General features: G+C 38.9%; 12 protein-coding genes. 2 read left to right on the plus strand and 10 right to left on the minus strand.

From position 1 onward, the window contains the following. Positions 1-23 precede the first annotated feature (23 nt). Positions 24-3,251 carry a SusC/RagA family TonB-linked outer membrane protein gene (locus EZ456_RS15130; protein ID WP_131531494.1) on the minus strand — a complete coding sequence of 1,076 codons (3,228 nt, stop codon included), beginning with the start codon at positions 3,249-3,251 and terminating at the stop codon, positions 24-26. Positions 3,252-3,444: 193 nt separating this feature from the next. Between EZ456_RS15130 and EZ456_RS15135 the strand changes: the two genes are divergently transcribed. Then, positions 3,445-4,068 carry a TetR family transcriptional regulator gene (locus tag EZ456_RS15135; protein ID WP_131531496.1) on the plus strand — a complete coding sequence of 208 codons (624 nt, stop codon included), beginning with the start codon at positions 3,445-3,447 and terminating at the stop codon, positions 4,066-4,068. On the opposite strand, the gene EZ456_RS15140 is transcribed toward EZ456_RS15135, so the two are convergent. Beyond that, entirely contained in the window at positions 4,040-4,300 is a 261-nt protein-coding gene (locus EZ456_RS15140) for a CBU_0592 family membrane protein (RefSeq protein WP_131031238.1), read from the minus strand. The genes EZ456_RS15135 and EZ456_RS15140 overlap by 29 nt on opposite strands. A 180-nt stretch (positions 4,301-4,480) precedes the next feature. Between EZ456_RS15140 and EZ456_RS15145 the strand changes: the two genes are divergently transcribed. Beyond that, entirely contained in the window at positions 4,481-4,813 is a 333-nt protein-coding gene (locus EZ456_RS15145) for a hypothetical protein (protein ID WP_131531498.1), read from the plus strand. A 339-nt stretch (positions 4,814-5,152) separates the two neighbouring features. Here the strand turns inward: EZ456_RS15145 and EZ456_RS15150 are convergent, their stop codons facing one another. The 8 genes from EZ456_RS15150 to EZ456_RS15185 all read right to left on the minus strand — a co-directional run bounded on the left by EZ456_RS15150 (position 5,153) and on the right by EZ456_RS15185 (position 17,886). After that, positions 5,153-5,974: a universal stress protein gene (locus EZ456_RS15150; RefSeq protein WP_131531500.1), complete on the minus strand. Its 822-nt coding sequence runs from the start codon at positions 5,972-5,974 to the stop codon at positions 5,153-5,155. A 32-nt stretch (positions 5,975-6,006) separates the two neighbouring features. Next, a complete protein-coding gene (locus tag EZ456_RS15155) occupies positions 6,007-7,446 on the minus strand; it encodes an inorganic phosphate transporter (protein ID WP_225876554.1) in 1,440 nt (479 codons plus the stop codon). Positions 7,447-7,625: 179 nt separating this feature from the next. After that, a complete protein-coding gene (locus EZ456_RS15160) occupies positions 7,626-8,720 on the minus strand; it encodes a hypothetical protein (RefSeq protein ID WP_131531502.1) in 1,095 nt (364 codons plus the stop codon). A gap of 95 nt (positions 8,721-8,815) precedes the next feature. Further along, positions 8,816-10,117: a hypothetical protein gene (locus EZ456_RS15165; RefSeq protein WP_131531505.1), complete on the minus strand. Its 1,302-nt coding sequence runs from the start codon at positions 10,115-10,117 to the stop codon at positions 8,816-8,818. A 383-nt stretch (positions 10,118-10,500) separates the two neighbouring features. Then, positions 10,501-13,752: a TonB-dependent receptor gene (locus tag EZ456_RS15170; protein ID WP_131531507.1), complete on the minus strand. Its 3,252-nt coding sequence runs from the start codon at positions 13,750-13,752 to the stop codon at positions 10,501-10,503. A 169-nt stretch (positions 13,753-13,921) separates the two neighbouring features. Continuing rightward, the gene (locus EZ456_RS15175; protein ID WP_131531509.1) at positions 13,922-14,944 is read right to left on the minus strand and encodes a FecR family protein; all 1,023 of its coding nucleotides are present in this window, start codon (positions 14,942-14,944) and stop codon (positions 13,922-13,924) included. An 868-nt stretch (positions 14,945-15,812) separates the two neighbouring features. Next, positions 15,813-16,403 (minus strand): RNA polymerase sigma-70 factor, encoded by a 591-nt coding sequence (locus tag EZ456_RS15180; protein WP_131531511.1) that lies wholly within the window; start codon positions 16,401-16,403, stop codon positions 15,813-15,815. Positions 16,404-16,482: 79 nt separating this feature from the next. Beyond that, positions 16,483-17,886, minus strand: a complete 1,404-nt coding sequence (locus EZ456_RS15185) for a S41 family peptidase (RefSeq protein WP_131531513.1) — start codon at positions 17,884-17,886, stop codon at positions 16,483-16,485. Positions 17,887-17,899: the final 13 nt, after the last annotated feature.

Consider the following 17,899-nt stretch of genomic DNA (forward strand, 5'->3'; position numbering starts at 1 on the left):
TGATTTAAATGTGAGGGCTTAGGTTAAAAATCGAGGTTTAAACCGAAAGCATATCTGCGTTGATAAGGATATGCCCAGGCGCTTGGTCCCTGGTTAACCGCTTCTGGATCGATAAATTTCTTGATCGAAGAAAACTCATATAGGTTTTCTCCGGTAACAAATACACGAAGGCGGTTTAGATGAAACTTTTTGGTCCATTTAACTGGTAGGGTATAACCAAGTGATACGTTTTTGATCCTCAGGTAAGCACCATTTAGCAAATATTTAGTTTGGGGAATATCTAAACCCGATCCATAATTGGCATCGGCAAGCCACGATTGTAATACTGGATATTGTGAATCGGTATTGGCATCAGCGAGTCCGGCGGCGATATATGAAGCCGAGTGTTTAGCCCTTTGTTCTGGCGAATCAGCTGCTCCACGGTAAAAATCAAGGTTCCAAGGGTAAACGTTAGCATAAGGTTGTTGATATGGCCCCCAGAAAAGATAGTGATGAGGGTAAAAGTCTCTTTTTAGTACACCTTGCAAAAACACTGAAAGATCGAAACCACTCCAATCCATATTCAGGTTGGCACCAATGGTATAACGGTCAGAACTGTTTCCAATGATTTTTAAATCCTTTGGATCGTTTGAACTCAGTCCTTTTTCTATTTTCTTATTTCCGTCAAGATCTACGTATTTTGGCCATCCCTCAACAATAGAAAGGGCACCCCATGGAATAAGTGCAGATTCATCTAAAGCGGCAATTTCTGCTTTACTGCGAAAAACGCCATCATTCTGTAATCCCCATATTTCTCCAAGAACCTGTCCTTCGCGGTAATTTGAAAATAGGTTCTGGTCATTCTTGAACTTGGTAATTTTGGCTTTAGAATCGGCCAGGAATATTTTAGCATCAAAGCTGAAAGGTTTCGAACCGAGATCAAACCGGTCTCTATAGGTTACCGAAAGCTCCCATCCCTTGGTGCGAAGATCTGCTGAATTCTGACGTGGTACACCGGTGCCTAACACACCTGGCAATTCCTGTCCTGCAGTAAGCATACCTTTGGTATCGCGGATATAATAATCGAAGGTGAAAGAGAGTTTATCGCTCAATAGTCCGATATCGGTACCGATGTTTAAGGTCGATACCCTTTCCCATGTATAAGTCTGAGGATCAACATTTAGTCCCGGGGCACCATTAATGATCTGGTTCTGGCCATTACCCCCGATCAGATAACCAGAAGTCCCAGTGGAAAGTGATTGGATATAACCAAAGTTAGCATTGTTGTCGTTTCCAAGTGCTCCCTGATTTCCAAGATCGCCATAAGAAGAACGGAGTTTAAAGGTAGATATTGTTGGTGATAATGATTTAAAGAAATCCTCGCCACTTGTTATCCAGGCCACGGAAGCAGAAGGGAAAAATCCCCAGCGTCTGTTGATTGGAAAGCGTGAAGAACCATCATACCGTCCTGTTGCCTCAAATATGTACCTGTTTTTATATGTGTAATTTAATCTCGAAAATGCACTATTGGTGGCATAGGCGGAATAACCTGCGCTAGCTGTTGCTGTTCCGCTGGTAAGTGAGAGGTAAGGTAATGAGGAAGAAATCAGGATATCTTTGCTCGCATTAACAGCAGAATAACTATAATCTTCACTGTTGAAACCTACCATTGCGCTGAAAAAATGATCACCGAAGGTTTTTTTATAGGTGGTGTATAAATTAAACGTATTGTTGTATAAATAACCATTGTTTTCAGTTACCGAACCGTTTCCACCCTCTTCGCGGATATCATTTGGACCATAGCCGATTTTGTATTTTTTGCTATCATTATGTGTTTTCCATAGTTCGCGCTTAAAAGATGCATCAGCATTTACCTGAAGATCGCCTTTTAAAAACAAAGCTGTAGCACTGGTAATATTCTGGAAACCGAACATATTCTGAAGGTTATTTCCTCCATCAACAAGTTTTGCAGCCAATTTACCAGCAGCGGTATTTGCCCAGGTACCGTCAGGGTTTTTAGCTACATCGGTAGGCATCAGATAATACAGATCGGTAATATTTCCGTTGGGAAGTGCCCGTTTGGTTTGATAAATATTCAGGTTATTATCGATTTTAAGCCATGAAAGCGGAGAAAAGCCCACTTTTGATCTCAAACCATAACGATCCCAATAATCGGCGGTAAGTTTGTTTAGTCCGTTATCTTTGGTGTAATCTGCAGAAAGATAATAGGTTAAAGGTTTTTCATTAACGGTAGCCCCACCTGAGAAGGTAAGGGTATGGCTTTTAGATAAACTTGAGTTATTAAAAAAATAATTATACCAATCGTTACTTCCCATATAAGCCCATTTGGTAGGATCGGTTGGGTTCAATCGGGTATCGGCTATGGAAGGATTATCTGATCTTTCTTTTGCCCAACGGTAATATTCATCGCTATAATTTACATAATCCCAGGGGGTATTATCGGTAGAGGTTTCTAAAACCCTCGAAAAAATATAAGGATCGGTGACTGGCTTAGGGAGTAAAGTTGGTTTAGCCCAAGACTGGAAAGTATTGTAACTAATTACATTATTGCCTGCCACGCCTTGTTTAGTGGTAATCAAAATTACACCAAATGCGGCACGTGCTCCATAAATGGCTGCCGATGCCGCATCGCGTAATACCGTAAAAGAAGTGATATCAGAAGGTGTTAAGCGTAACATATCATCATTACTGGTAGCAGGAATACCGTCAATAACAATTAATGGTGAGCCCCCGTTAATGGAAGTATAGCCCCTGATGTTAATGTTAGGTACACTGCCCGGTGCACCACCAGCGTAAGTGATGTTCAGCCCGGGGCTAATGCCCTGTAAACCCTGCAATACGTTAGTTACTGGTCTCGATTCGAGCTGTTTACCAGAAATCTGATCAATTGCACCGGCAACATTGATTTTTTTCTTGGTTCCAAACCCAACTACCACCACTTCATCAAGGTTGGCAAAGTCTGGAGATAGAGAAACGTCGATTTTTGTTCTGCCGCCAACGGCAATTTCCTGTTGCTTGTAGCCAATGTAGGAAAAAATAAGGGTTGCATCAGGTTTTACACTGCTTAACGTGTAAATACCGCTGCTGTTGGTAGCGATGTGTAAGTTTGTCCCTTTTACGGTAATGTTTACCGCAGGAAGCGTTTCACCCGTCTTTGCATCAGAGACCACACCTTTAATGGCGATCCCTTGAGCAAAGCCGCTAGTGGATAGGATCAGCAGTGTGAACATCCAAAGTAGCTTTTTTTTCATTTTTCTTAATATTTAGTTGTTTGATTTGGAGTAATAAGTTCTTTTCAGCGGCGCTAAATTGAACATATCATGTTAAAGTTAAGTTAAGACTAAATTAATATATTAATTGAATGTTCATTCAATCTATTAAGGAAAATAAATTTGCAGAATACAACTACTTTTGATTAGTTTGCCTAATTAAATTAACTGCACGATGGGACGCAAAAGCCTAAAAGAGACAAGACGACTAGAAATTATTAAGGTATTTTACCAGGTAGCAAAGAAAGAGGGTTACGAAAATACCTCTATTGCCAAGATTGCGAAGGTGATGGATATTAACCCAAGCCTTATTATCCACTATTTTGAAACCAAAGAAGGGCTTACTTACGAACTGATCGACCACATACTCGATCGGTATTTACTAATCTACACCATAAAAAACAAAGGGAAAGCAACCTTAGCCGATATACAAGGCACTATTGAAATGCTGTTTTCTAAAAAATGGAACCTGCTTTTTGATGACGGATTGTTTTATACCTTTTATGCTTTGGCATTTAGGGAAAAAAAGATCAAGTTAAAGTATAAACTTATTTTAGATGCGTTACGCAATGGTCTTGCGCTGATGATTGAACAGTGCAATGAACAGCATATCACGAATGTTGAGAATCCTCAGGTTACTGCTGATTTTATTTTTGTATTGGTAGATGGTGCTTATTTTTATCTTTCAATGGAAAGTGATAAGAAAGCATATTTAGATCGTTTGGCTTATTATAAACAAAAGGCATACGATGCCCTTTCCATATCATCTGTTAAGGCTGTTTCTGCTCCCGTTTGCTAAACTGTCTGCTTAAAGCATATAAACCAATAGACATCCATAGCACATTTGCTACAGCATTTGGTAGATCGTGGGTGTTTAATGCGGTTATAGCTAGGCACAAACCACCTAATATGTTGAGGGCCTGAAAGGAGAGTGAATCGGCACGGATTAATTTCATACTTAAAAAAAGATATCCAAGGGTACAAAATGCTACTCCAGACCATCCAATAATTGACATCACTAAGTTCATCATGTTGTTTGTTTGCTAGTAAAGCTATGAAATAATGTGATTCATCTATATGAATTGATGGGCTAAAAATCACATCGGTTTAGATTTTATAGTCTAAAAAATTGCTAATTTGATTTGCATATTTTATATAGCACTGTGTATTTTAAACACAAACTGTTATATTTAACTGAAACAAAAGTAAATATGGATTTGAACATTGTTACCCTAAGTGTTATAACTTATATTAGCGACTATGATTATTACGATTCGCTTACAGATTTAAATAGCGATGCTAATTCAAAAACTTTTACTAAACTGGGCGAAATCCGGGAAAGAAATAAACGTCATACTACAGAGCTTTTTCCGAATGTGAAATTTCGCGATAGTAAAAACCAGTTACTTGCCATAGGTAGTTTTAAGCAGGCGGTTAAAGCTAAAATCGAAACATTATCGAAGAAAGAAATAGAAGATTACCTGGAAACATTTAAAAAAGATGCTAAAAAAATGGCCAGGTTCTATAGAAAGATCAGGAAATAACAGCGAATTTTTTTTGATACAGAGATGTTAAGCCTGTTTAGTATTCAACAGGTTATTTTATGTTAACATTAGCACGATACTTTTGGTTATCCATATTGTTGGTATAAGTTTTTAATTTTTGTGTCATGACAGCTGCAATCGAATCAACCAGTAACGACCATTTTCAAGGTGTATGCCCTTGCGGTAAGGGTGATAAATCGGATTTGGAAAGAATTCCACGGACATTTATGATGAAAATCATGTTATTCTGGTTACCTATAAAACGCTATAGGTGCTACCGTTGCATGCGTAACCGCTGGGTACTTGGAAGAAAATCACATCAAATCAGTCAATAAAAATCTACTCGTGTAACACCAGGATTGCTTTTACCGATTTATTCAGTACCTGATTAACCGTACTACTGGTAAATAACCGGTAAATAATATTGTGGTGATGTTTAACTAAACAAAGTATATCGGTATGGTTACTTTTAATGAAATCCATAATGCCGTTTGGGGCACTACTATCTATAATGTAGTTAAATTCTATTTCTGTATCGGGAAGTAACGCTCTGATCCTTTTTTCTCCAGTTTGGATATGTACCTCATCCGATTTTTCAGCAACATAAAGCACTTGCATTTTTCTTGTACCCGAAGCTTTTAAAAGTTCGCTCAGTGCTGTAATATCTTTAGGCGATAAAACGGTTTCATAGTCGGTGGCCAACGTAATGATGGGGAAATTTGTAAAGCTACTTTCTAAGGGAACAATTAGCGTTGGGATTCTCATTTTGGTAACCGCCATACTGGCGTTGCTACCCACAATACCGCTAATGCCTGTTGCCCCGGTAATGCCCATTACCAAAAGTTCTACTGGATTGTTTTCGATATAATTAGTAATTACTGCCCTTAAAAAACCAACATCACATATGGTTTCTAGTTTAACATTGGTGTGGTTTTCTCTTATCTTAATGTTTTCGCCCCATTCTTTTAAGGCAGTTCTTTTGTTTTCGTAATAAGATTCGATAAAAATGGCATTATAAGTACTGTTGTTTATCCCTTCGGTAGGGTGGATGGCATGGATGGCCACAACTTCCATTTTTAGTGTTTTTGCCATGGCCAAAGCGTAAGCCATGGCATTTCCTGCACTTCTCGAAAAATCTGTTGCTACAAGTATCTGTTTCATTTTTTGAAGGATAATAGGATGATTTGAAACGGTTAGATAAACAAATGAAAAAGCATGAATAACAAAATAGCCAATACAATTGATACCGGTAAGGTAAGCACCCAGGCCAATCCAATATTTTTAAGCGTGTTATTGTTCAGGTTTTTTCTTCCACCAGAAGCCACCATGGCACCAGCTATCCCGCTTGATAGTACGTGTGTGGTACTTACCGGTAATCCGAAGGCTGTACTCAAACCGATGGTAGATGCGGCTACAATTTCTGAAGTTGCACCCTGAGCATAATTTAAATGTTCATTTCCAATCTTCTCACCAATGGTAACCACTATCCGTTTCCAACCAATCATGGTGCCAAGCCCCAGTGAAATGGAAATTAAAAGTACAACCCATAAAGGTGCAAACTCAACCACTTTCGCTAATTCGGTAGTATTATCTGCCAGGAGCTGATCGTCGGCTTTATGAATGATCAGTGTTTTATCTGCCCTTACTACTTTTACCGAAGCAATTACGTCTTCTATCTGCTTACGGAAAAGATAGGTGTTTTTTTTATCTGTTTCATTTTTTAGCGACAGGTGAAATTTAGCCTTGTCTATTTTAGTTACCAGCGTGGTGATATCCAATCTTTTGCCCTGATTAAGTGCTGCTGTTTTTTGAAGCAGCTGTTCGGTTTGGTTCAGTTGGAAAAGTACTTTATCATTCGGGATATGGTGATTTACAGCAAATTTTGCCGGCAAAAAAGCAATCAGGATCAACATGAGCAAGCCAACACCTTTTTGTCCGTCGTTACTGCCATGAAAAAAGCTAACTAATGTACAAGTGGTGATGAGTAAGCCCCTGATGAGTAAAGGAGGACGGTCGTTTTCACCATGCGGGATGTGGAAAAGTGCATGGTACTTCACAATATGTTTTAAAAAGTACATCAGCAAAACGGCTAAGCCAAAGCCAATAATGGGCGATAGAATTAACGATAAGCCAATTTCTTCGGCTTTACCCCAGTTTACGCCTTTGCCTCCGTAGTACCAGGTAAATGCCAAACCAGCACCTATCATAGCACCAATCATGGTGTGCGAACTCGAACAGGGGATACCCAAGTACCAGGTGCCCAGGTTCCATGCAATAGAGGCCAGTAAAACAGCCAATACCATAGCAGCCCCAACGCCAATAGGAAGACTCATCAAAGCATCTAAGGGAACAAGTTTTAAAATACCCATGGCTACGGCAATGCCACCGGTAAATACACCCATAAAATTCCAGAATCCTGACCAGGGAATAGCGATAACAGGTTTAAGTGCTTTGGTATAAATCACTGTAGCTACTGCATTGGCTGTATCGTGGAACCCGTTAACAAATTCGAAACCGACAACGGCAAGTAGGCAGACTATAAAAATGATGACAAGAGGAGTACTTAAATCGGTGTTTCCCAGAAAAGGGATAATGTTGCAGAACGATGGCATAAAATCAGTTTGGAAATCCATAGCAGATAACGGTATCTGCACTATTCAAATAAATGAATAAGTAGCTGATTTAAATCGTGTTGTAAGTTAAATGATTGTTATCAATACGTTAAAGTGCGCAGTTGTTTTTAACAAAAAGGGGGATTACCAATTGCAGCTAGCTTTGGTTTCCCCCATTTTCTGTAGAATAAATACAAATCCTATTGAAAATATTGAGAAAGATCTGTTAATCTTCCACCAGATACATAAATAGATCTGGTTGGCGTGGTAACGGCTGTTCTGGCATCTGCAATTACAAATAATTTTGATTTTCCTGCCTCAAAATTTATCCCGTTTTCAGCAAAGGCTGCAGTGATTCTACCCTCATTAGGCTTTAGCGTATAACCATTAAGCACTAAAGGAGTACCAGAGGTATAAGGCTCGGTATTGGTTCCTTTTTCAACAATATCAAAACTGTAAATATAATTTGCCCCTGGTAAAGGAGGTAGTTCTATCGAATTAAAAGACCCATTGTTAGGTAAGGTAAATCTAAGCTCGGGTGTTACTTTTGTTCCGGCAGTTGTATTCGATGCCGTTTTAAGCCTGGTATAGAAAACAAGGTCTACATCAACATTTTTAAATTGATTTGGAAATGTAGTTTCAAATTTAGCCGTCAGCATCATGTTAGCAGGATTAACAGGGGGATCAACTTTTACATTATCGACTATTTTAATGCCATCAAAAAAGAAGCCTATATTTTGCTGTGCCGTGGCCGATTCGATTGTCTTAGTTAGGAGAATAGCAGTTTCTCCTTTTTTGCGGACTGTTATTTCTCTTGTGGTACCTTTATCGATCAGGACGGAAGATAATTTATCTATGGCGCCATTACCTGAAGAAAATACAGTCCCATCCAACAGGAATTCGAGTTCGCCAGATAGTGCATAGCCTTTAAGTCTTAATGAAATGGCATTGTTATATATTTTGGTCCCATCATAAAACAGGCTAATATTCTGATCGAATGGAGTAGCCATAATGGTTCTGGTAAGCAATATTTCGGAAGTACCCTTTTTTCTGATCTTTAAAACGGCATTCTGGTCTTTTATGGCAAGCAAGGTTTTTAAACTGATGCCACCTGCGGGCGGAGTAGCTATTATACTGTCTTTATATAGGTATTCGAGCTCAACACTGGTTGTCCCACTAATGCTTAGTTGGATAATTTTAACTGGTTCTGGCTGTAGGAGTTCTGCTTTGCGACATGATAAACTTAAGACTGCAAGAGAAGAAAGAAAGAAAAGCGTAAAAATTTTTAGTTTCATATAAAGTGTCATTACATTTAAAAACAGTTGCCTGTTTTTATAATAAAGAGACCATACCCTAAGGTATAGCCTCTTTGTGTTAAGAGAGAAAAAAATTAGAATACAAGTTTAGACCAGCCAGCTGACCAGGTTGGTAAAGTAACCGTAGCTGGAGAACCTGGCGTGTTGTACCATGGTTGGCTTACACCAAAATAACTTGCGTTGGTTGGGTTAACGACTAATGAGTTACCACCACCATCAACATAAGTGCCAGATGCTGTAGTAATAGCGTTGTTGAAACCATGAACAGATGTAGTACTGATGCTTGAAACACCGGCTGGAGCATCTGCATCAAATGCGATACCTGTGTTGTAACCAGAAACAATTACATCGATCAAATCAACTTCCGAACCTCTACGCTCGCGGATACCGTTACGGTAACCTAAACCGGAAATACCTGAAGGATTTTCAGTTCCGAATATACTTACGTTAATTAAAGTTGGGTGTGTTTTAGGGGTTAGGCTAAATGTAGCATCTTCTGCAGGTGCATTGTTATCAGATTCGATACCGTTTGAATCGCTGTTACCACCACTTGTACTGTGTGTAGCATTTTTATCTGCAATGGCTACTGCATCACTTAATGTACCTGTAAAACCATTGTCGAAATCAAATTGATCATCATCAGAAGCTAAAGCAATTAAATTACTTGCGCTAACTGTACCACCAAAAAATTCAAATCCATCATCAAGGCCGTAAGAAACCTGTACGTGATCGATAGTAGTACCACTACCTACACCACCTAAAGTTAAACCGTTAACCTCAATGTTTGGAGCCAACTGGAAACCAGCATACTCAATACGTACATATTGGAAAGTACCACGGTTATCGGCATCGTTAGAACCTCCGTAATGGAATTTAGATTCGTTTGCTAAACCTTCAATCAGTTTATCACCAACGTTGATCGTTGCATTACCTAAAATAATTGTACCACCAAAATCACCAGGTTTACCTGTTGTGCTGGCATCACCATCTAAAAGGTAACGGCTGGTGAATACAATTGGATCAGCAGCTGTACCAACAGCATTGATGCTACCATCTTTTGCTATAACCAATACACCATTTTGTACACCAGGGGTATTAACTGATGCTTTAATATAAGTACCTGGTTGGATGGTTAAAGTAGCACCGTTTCTAACGGTTACTATACCGCTTAATTCATAAACGTTTCCTGCTGTCCAGGTAACAGAGCTGGTAATGTCTCCGCTAACGGCTACAACCGGTAATGATGATTGTGAATAATCTGCTGCTGAAGTGCTGCGGTTGTTGAATGAAGCTGATCCACCTTCATTTTTTTTACAAGCTGTAAAAGAAACAGCAACAATTGATAAAAGACCGATTAAATTTTTGAAATTTTTCATTTTCGTTTTTTTGTTTTTCATAGGATCTTATAGGTAGGATCCATGTTTTTTAGGTTGATTTTTTGGTTATTTAGGGGTAGGGACAGATAATTCCTTCTTTTTTTATGGAAATAAAAGCCTATATATCACTAAATAGGATGTTTTTTATATCTTAGTATTTCTTATCGATAACTAAGCAGATCTGTTGGCTGCCCTTGGCTTTTAACAGTAGGTTTTTTAAAATATTTCAGGTTTATCCTGATTGGCCGTTCCACTAGAAATGATCGGTTTAAACGAAGGGTTCTGGTACAACCTTTCGTTTTTTTTATGGCTATGCAGGAAACTTTGTTCCTCCTTTCTTTTTAAATGGTGTAACCTTATTTATATTGTTTTTCATGGTAGCATTAAAAATTATAGGTAATGGAAGTACTGTATGTACGGCCAAACTTTTGAGAGAACAGTACTTGGTCTCCGTCTTCTAATTTGTTTGTAAAGCCTGGTTTTAAACGGGAGAAGTTACTGTAATCGGCAGTTCCAGGAACGTAATCGGGATTACGCTCGTAGCTTCCTGTATTTCTAAAAATAACCGATGCTTTATTAAGCAGGTTGCCCGCATTTACCTTTACCTCGAACCTGTTTTTATAAAACTTATAACTCACTTGGGCGTCAATCTGGTCTCTCGGGTTTTCGTATTCGATGCGGTTAAGCTCAGCACTAACAAGTGTTGTTTTACGTCCGGATTTATTATAGGCAATGTTAAATCCAAAATATTCATCTAAATACTGCAAACCTGCATTAATGAGGTAAGGAGATTGCCCATACATATTTCTTTTTACCTTGGCATTTACAATTATTGGACTACCATCGGGCGCAGTTGCTTTATAGGTTCCTACAACATCGGCTTTTTGCAGCGTTAAATTGCCATATAGCGTAAACCGCGATAATAGGGGAGTGCTGGCAATAAAACCAAGGTTTTTTCTGAGCTCGAATTCTAAACCATAAACCTTCGCCTCGTCGGAGTTTAGGATATAATAAAAACCACCGCCACCATTAGAAAGACTAAAGGTTACTTCAACAGGCTTATCAAAGCGTTTATAAAAGGCACTTGCAGAAATAATTTCGCCTAATCCAGGGAACCATTCTACCTTAAAGTCGTAATTTTTGATTTGTGTACTCACTAAACCTTCGTTACCAAACTGTGCATCGAACATAGGATCGTACCTGAAAAACTGGCTGTTATCCATTAATTCGGGTCTAATGGTTGTGTTAGAAAAAGCAGCCCTGATATTAATCTGTTTGGTTGGACTATAGGTAAGGTTGGCCGATGGTAACCATCTCCATTTCTTTTCGTATGGCAACGCAAAAGAACTTCCTCCCCTTACATTAATGTCGTTACGCAGTTCTGTATATTTATAATACTCGGCTCTAACGCCCCAAACCAGACGTAGTTTTTCGGCAAGGCGGTTATCCAGCATCATATAGCCAGCTTGTGTAATGCTCTTTCCTTTATAGCCGTTTAAGAAATAGTTATTGATATAGTAGTTATAGCCATTATTGCCAATTTTAGCTGGATCAATCATTTGGGCAATCGGGATATACCTTAAACTATCGGCTATTGTTGGGCTTTGAACCAGTGATGCAATTTGCCAGTTTAATGATCCTTCTTTACGTATGCCAAAATAGCCTGTTTTGAAACTGTTATTTAATGGCCCGGTTTTAAATGGTATGCTGGCATCTCCATTCCACGAAAAATGATGTTCATTATTACTGTAGTTATGGCGTGAAGTGGGTTTGATATAACCTTCGGTTTGTGCACTCGATGCGTAAAAGTATTCGTAATCATTACCTGCTTTTCTTAAGTTTTGTGTGGCAATACCAAGGTCCTTCTCTTTCCTGTCTATAGATGTTCTGGATAAATTCCATTCTAACTTTACTTTTCCAACCTGGTGCTGACCGTTCAATTTGTTCTGTAACAGATCTGTATAAGTAGGGTCATCTGCTTCTACAATCCTGTTGGGCTTTAAGCCTGCAGCAAAGAAATTTCCACCTTCATCACTGTCATAGCCAATGGTTCGAACAAGATCGTTGTTGTAAATATGCGTATAGGTATTGCGGAAACTGAACCTGTTTTTATCCAATTGTAAACCCACATTGATCATTGCTGCAAGGGTAGTATTAAACATGTATCTGGCACCAGTGTTGGTTGTATTGGGGTTCCAATCGCTTCTGGTTTGCTGTTCAATTGTATTGATGTTCTGGTTGTTGCGATAATTTAAAGATGCGGTAAAACCCAGTTTTTTGTTATTGTTGGTATCAATACCTATCAATCTGCCGATAGTAAACTGATAATTTTGCGATGGGGCAGTTTTATATTGATACATCGTGAAATTATCGTTTGTAAACTTTTGGCTCTGAGCAATCAGCTTTTGTTTGTATTGTTCATCTGTAAGCGTATTATTGGGAACAATGGTACGGTCGGTATGCTGTAAGTCGGTAGGGAATTTTCTCCTGCCATCATCAAAACCGAGGTAATCGTTTTTACCCCGTTGATGACTTAAAAAGTCTTTACCTGTACTTTGGTCATTGTAAGCTGTACCCGCTGTAAAACTCATGAAATTTTCTGTTGGGATATCTTTAGTGTTAATCTGGATCAATCCACCACCAAAACTGCTGTTCATATCAGGGGTAACTGTTTTGCTGACAACTACATTATCAACCAGGCTGGAAGGGATGAGATCGAAAGAGAAATTGCGGGTTTGGGCTTCGGTGCTTGGCAGGGTAATCCCATCTAACTGGGCGGTATTGTAACGTTCGCCAATACCACGTACCAATACCAGTTTATTATCTATTGAGCTTACCCCACTAATTCTTTTTAAACTTTCACCTATATTTTTATCAGGTGTTCTGGCAATTTGTTCTGCACTGATCCCATTGCTGATTTCGGAGGCATTTTTCTGACGGGCCAATAAACCTTCAACTGATGCTTTTTTGTAACTGGCTGTTACCACAACATCCTGTAGTCCTTTTGCATCAGGTTTTAACGAAATGTCTAATGGTGTATTTTTATCAGTCTTTACATTTACTTCGCTGATACGCTGGGTAACAAAAGAAATATAGCTAACCTCTACAGTGTAGGTGCCTGGTTCTACACTTAAACTATAGCTACCGTCGCTGGCGGTTTGAGTGGCTTTACCCGTTTCGATAACCTTAATGGATGCGCCAGGAAGGGTTTCTCCTTTTTCGTCGAATATTTTTCCCGATATCCGGCCAGGTTTTACAGGATCTGGTAATTTGTAAAGCAATATGGTATTACTTTCAGCAAATTTATAGGCTACTCTTGTTCCGCTAAGAATTTTTCTGAGGATAAATTCAATCGGCATATTTTTTACTTCGAGGCTTATCCGGCTATTCTGGCTAAAAATCGATTTATTGTAGTTAATTGAAAAGCCTGCTTTTTCTTCAAGTAGTGAAAGTGCATCAGGGATACTCTTTTCTGCTATTTTAATGCTCAGGTTGCTTTCTCTAGGTGTTTGTGCGAAGCCTCTGGCTACTCCCTGATTAAACAAAAAGATACATAGCACTAACATGGCCACCATTGGCCGGTAATCCAAATTGATAATATATTCTTTTATATATTCATAAAATCCTATTTTCATAGGTTCAAGATGTTTTCTAATTCTCACGGGTTAAAAACTTTTGTTTAGGAGCTGGATTGTTCGAGCAATCCGGCTCCATGTTTGTGTTAAGAGGTTTAATTTATTTTTCATAGGTATAAATCCGGTAATGTTGCGCATTCCTGCTGCGCCATAAAGTATAGCTAACCTATCATTGGCAGCCCTCCCCCCATACGGTAATTGTTTTAGTGGTTGTATCTATTTTGTATTCCATGTGTTTTCCGCTCATAATCCTGAGCTCTTCCATTACATGGCTAATGCTTTTGTTCGAAAAGGTGGCGTTAAACCTGCATTGGGTAAGTTTACTACTCTTTAATTCAATGCGTACATTGTAATATCTTTCCAATGATCTGAGCATATTTGGAAGGCTTACATCTTTAAATACAAAGCTGTTTTTGATCCATGCATTTACTTCTGTTATATTTTCGGTATGTATATTATAGTCTCGTGCTTTAATATGGTAGAGCAATTTCATGCCGGGCGTTAGTAGCGATAAGTCTTTTACTTTTCCTCCACTGCTCTCGGAAACTTTTACTTTTCCTGTGCGTACCGCCACACTAAATGTACCATCTTTAGGGTAGGCGTAAATGTTGAAAGAGGTACCCAAAACCCTGGTCTGCATCTGCCCGCTATGTACAATAAAGGGGCTGGTGGTATCGCGCTTTACTTCAAAAAAAGCTTCTCCATCAAGTTGTATATTTCTTAAACTGCCTTTTACAAAATGTGATGGCCAGGTAAGCTTACTTCCGGCACCCAGGTATACGATTGAACTATCAGGCAAAATCAACTTTACTTTTTCACCTTTTTGAGTGGTTTTACTTAAAAAGGCAATGGCTGTTTGTACTGGTTGCTGTGCTTTCTTGTATGCATACCAGCCAAGTGCCCCTGAAATGATGACCACAATTGCTGCGGCATATTTTAATAGTGGGAAGAGTAATCGGCTTTTTGGTTGGCGTTCCTCAACTTTATCCCATACCTGTGCCAGCCCTTGAACAGCGGCTAATGAGTAATCGGTTTCTCGAGTTTGTTTTGTCCACGCCTTTTCCATTACACCGTGAAATTCACTATCGGCATTTGCTGGATCGGCCAGGTATTCCATCAGGATTTTTTCTTGCTCCGGATCGGTTTTACCTGCTAAGTAATGTTCAAATAATATTTTAATGTTTTCTTTCACTTTAATGTTTGTAAGCTTTTATGCTGCGCGCTACTGTATATATGCGCGAAACTCCAGATACAGCTATAGGAAATGAATTTTTTTTTGAAAGTTGAAGAATTGGCCAATACAATGACTAATAATCAATTTATTTAAGGATCTTACTGTCAGGATAGATCCTGAAACAAGTTCAGGAGGACGATCGCTGGGATTGCGCTAGATAAGTCTTAATGTACTTAATTTCTTAATGATGAAATAATGGAAGATGTAAGATGGATGAGGGAATTAAATAATCAGGAGAGACCAGTTAGAGAGTTAATGATAAAATCTAAATTTCCTTTTCTCCACTTGTTTACTACAGGATAGATCCTGAAACAAGTTCAGGAGGACGGCCGTTGGGATTGCACTAGAAAAACCTTAATGTCCTTAATTTCTTAATGATGAAATAATGGAAGATGGAAGATGGATGAGGGAATTAAATAACCAGGAGAGACCAGTTAGAGAGTTAACGATAAAATCTAAATTTCCTTTTCTCTACTTGTTTACTACAGGATAGATTCTGAAACAAGTTCAGGATGACGACCGCTGGAATTGCGCTAGATAAGTCTTAATGTACTTAATTTCTTAATGATGAAATAATGGAAGATGTAAGATGGATGAGGGAATTAAATAACCAGGAGAGACCAGTTAGAGAGTTAATGATAAAATCTAAATTTCCTTTTCTCCACTTGTTTACTACAGGATAGATCCTGAAACAAGTTCAGGAGGACGTGCCGCTTGGACTGCACTAGAAAAACCTTAATGTCCTTTACTTCTTAATGATGGAAGAAGTAAGATGGAAAATGAAAAATAGGAGAGGGCGCTTATATTAACACTCCATGCCAACCGCTTAGCAAAACATCACCAATACAAAAGATATGATCGTTTCTGGAGAATATGTTCTAAAGTATTTCCGCATAATTCCAAGCGATTTTTTGAGATGATTGTTTACCGTGTTTTTGGAGATGCCCATCAACTGAGATATTTCTTCATGTGTATGGTGGTCATTCCTGCTCATCAGGTATATTTTTTTCACCTGTGGAGAAAGGGTTGCTATAGCTTCCTGTGCAATCTGTTTAGATTCTTTGGCATTAAGTTCGTCTTCGATGGTATTAAAAGATTGTTCATGCTTCAGGCTTTCGTTGCTATAGGCTTTTTCTCTGGCTTTTTTACGGAGTGTAGTGAGGAAATTGTTACGGATAAGCGTATAAAGGAAGGCATCGAAATTCTTTTCCGGATCTATCTTCGACCTGTTTTCCCAAAGTCTTACAAAAACGTCTTGAGAAAGTTCTTCTGCTTCTTCTCTGCCTCGCGTAAAATGGTAGGCATAACCATATACTTTTTTTCTGTACTGATGGTAAATTTCATTAAAAGCAGCTAAATCGCCAGTTTTTACTGCATTCAGGAGCCTTACATTTTTAAAATCTTCCAACTGTTCCATAAGTAGCGGTTATGGGAGGCAAGTTAGCGGTCGCGTTTAAAGTTAATGTTAACACAATGAAAACCTTTTCTATCATCTTTTATCGGTGAGTGCTTACAATGCTTTGCTGGGCAAACTGTGCCCTCGAATCCATTAAAATACGATCAGCCCGAAAGCCTGCAGAAACCGCTTTATTTACGGTTATAGAAGTTTTGATGGCTTTACCTGTTGCCGCAGCGATTGCTGCTTTTACCATCAGATCTGCAGGATCACCTAGTTGAAGCAATGGTAAAACACTCATTTCATTAATTGCGATATCGGGGTTTATCCCTGCACTGTATGCCCCATTTCCCTGGGCATTAAAGAGTTTGTAAACAATCGGGTGCATTTCCCAGCTTACCTGTTTTGGGCTTCTGGCATCAAATATCCTAAACGAGGCTTCATCTTTTCCCCTAGTTTTTTCGCCGATCAGTACCACCTGAATAAAAGGTTTGAGGTTATTGATTATTACTTCTGAGGCAGACGCTGTAGCAGCTGTTGATAAAATATAAACCCGGCTTAGGCCAAGGTTTTGTTGCAAGAGGGTATTAAAATTTACAGTACCATCGAAAGTTGCTGCAGTACCAATAGATTCTGTCCTGGCTCCTCCATTTTTATTGCCTCTGTAGATGATGAAAGGTTTGTCGAAAGATATATTTTTAGCAATCATGGCACATATGCCAGCTGCTTCTGCTACCTGACCACCAGCGTTATAGCGGAGATCGAGGATAAGTTCGGATATGCCTTCTGCTTTAAAATTACTGAAAACAGGAGTGAGTGAACTGGCCAAACCACCATTGAAATCGAGAAAATAGAGGTAGCCGATTTTTTTTCCATCGCTTTCTATAACCTTGCTAATCTCTCGTTGGTCGAGTATTACACCTTTACTCAGCTCAACAGTTCGAGTATCTGTCCAGGTATTGTTATTCAGCTCGGCTAAACCTAACGAAAAGCGGTCGCTGTTTAAGATTTCGTTTTGTAAAGTCTGTGCATTAGCAACGGTTAATGTTTTGCCGTTAATTTTACTAATGTAATCTCCACGTTTTAAACCAGCCCTCGAAGCCGGAGAATCTTTTAAAACAACTTTAATGATCCCGATAACCTTTGCGCTGTTTTGGTCGCTAACGGTTACATAATCAAAGCCAAAATTTCTGTTGCTTGATGTTGCGGTGGTTGGGTCATTAGGAATACTGATATATGAAAAACGATCGGATGAATTGCGGATGGAATTAAAAAACTCTTTTGGCGATAAACTGATCTTAGGATCGGCAGGCAATTGCTCATTCCAATAATAGTAGCGTTTAAGGCTATCGAGTATCCAGGTGTTGATATTCTCATTGCTTCCTACCGGATAATCGGGTTTTTTATTGCCCTTTTTGCAGGATGACAGGATGGTTGAAAACAGGATGATAAGATAAATACTATAATAAGTTATTCTTTTTAAGTAGGTTATGGTGTTTGTCATCGCCTTTCCGGAT

Origin of the sequence: Pedobacter psychrodurus, from assembly GCF_004331735.1 — a bacterium.
Lineage (GTDB): Bacteria > Bacteroidota > Bacteroidia > Sphingobacteriales > Sphingobacteriaceae > Pedobacter > Pedobacter psychrodurus.

Bases quoted from the DNA above. Each gene is read 5' to 3' on its own strand.
- EZ456_RS15130 (WP_131531494.1), bottom strand. From the start codon at position 3,251: ATGAAAAAAAAGCTACTTTGGATGTTCACACTGCTGATCCTATCCACT.
- EZ456_RS15135 (WP_131531496.1), top strand. From the start codon at position 3,445: ATGGGACGCAAAAGCCTAAAAGAGACAAGACGACTAGAAATTATTAAG.
- EZ456_RS15140 (WP_131031238.1), bottom strand. From the start codon at position 4,300: ATGATGAACTTAGTGATGTCAATTATTGGATGGTCTGGAGTAGCATTT.
- EZ456_RS15145 (WP_131531498.1), top strand. From the start codon at position 4,481: ATGGATTTGAACATTGTTACCCTAAGTGTTATAACTTATATTAGCGAC.
- EZ456_RS15150 (WP_131531500.1), bottom strand. From the start codon at position 5,974: ATGAAACAGATACTTGTAGCAACAGATTTTTCGAGAAGTGCAGGAAAT.
- EZ456_RS15155 (WP_225876554.1), bottom strand. From the start codon at position 7,446: ATGGATTTCCAAACTGATTTTATGCCATCGTTCTGCAACATTATCCCT.
- EZ456_RS15160 (WP_131531502.1), bottom strand. From the start codon at position 8,720: ATGAAACTAAAAATTTTTACGCTTTTCTTTCTTTCTTCTCTTGCAGTC.
- EZ456_RS15165 (WP_131531505.1), bottom strand. From the start codon at position 10,117: ATGAAAAATTTCAAAAATTTAATCGGTCTTTTATCAATTGTTGCTGTT.
- EZ456_RS15170 (WP_131531507.1), bottom strand. From the start codon at position 13,752: ATGAAAATAGGATTTTATGAATATATAAAAGAATATATTATCAATTTG.
- EZ456_RS15180 (WP_131531511.1), bottom strand. From the start codon at position 16,403: ATGGAACAGTTGGAAGATTTTAAAAATGTAAGGCTCCTGAATGCAGTA.
- EZ456_RS15185 (WP_131531513.1), bottom strand. From the start codon at position 17,886: ATGACAAACACCATAACCTACTTAAAAAGAATAACTTATTATAGTATT.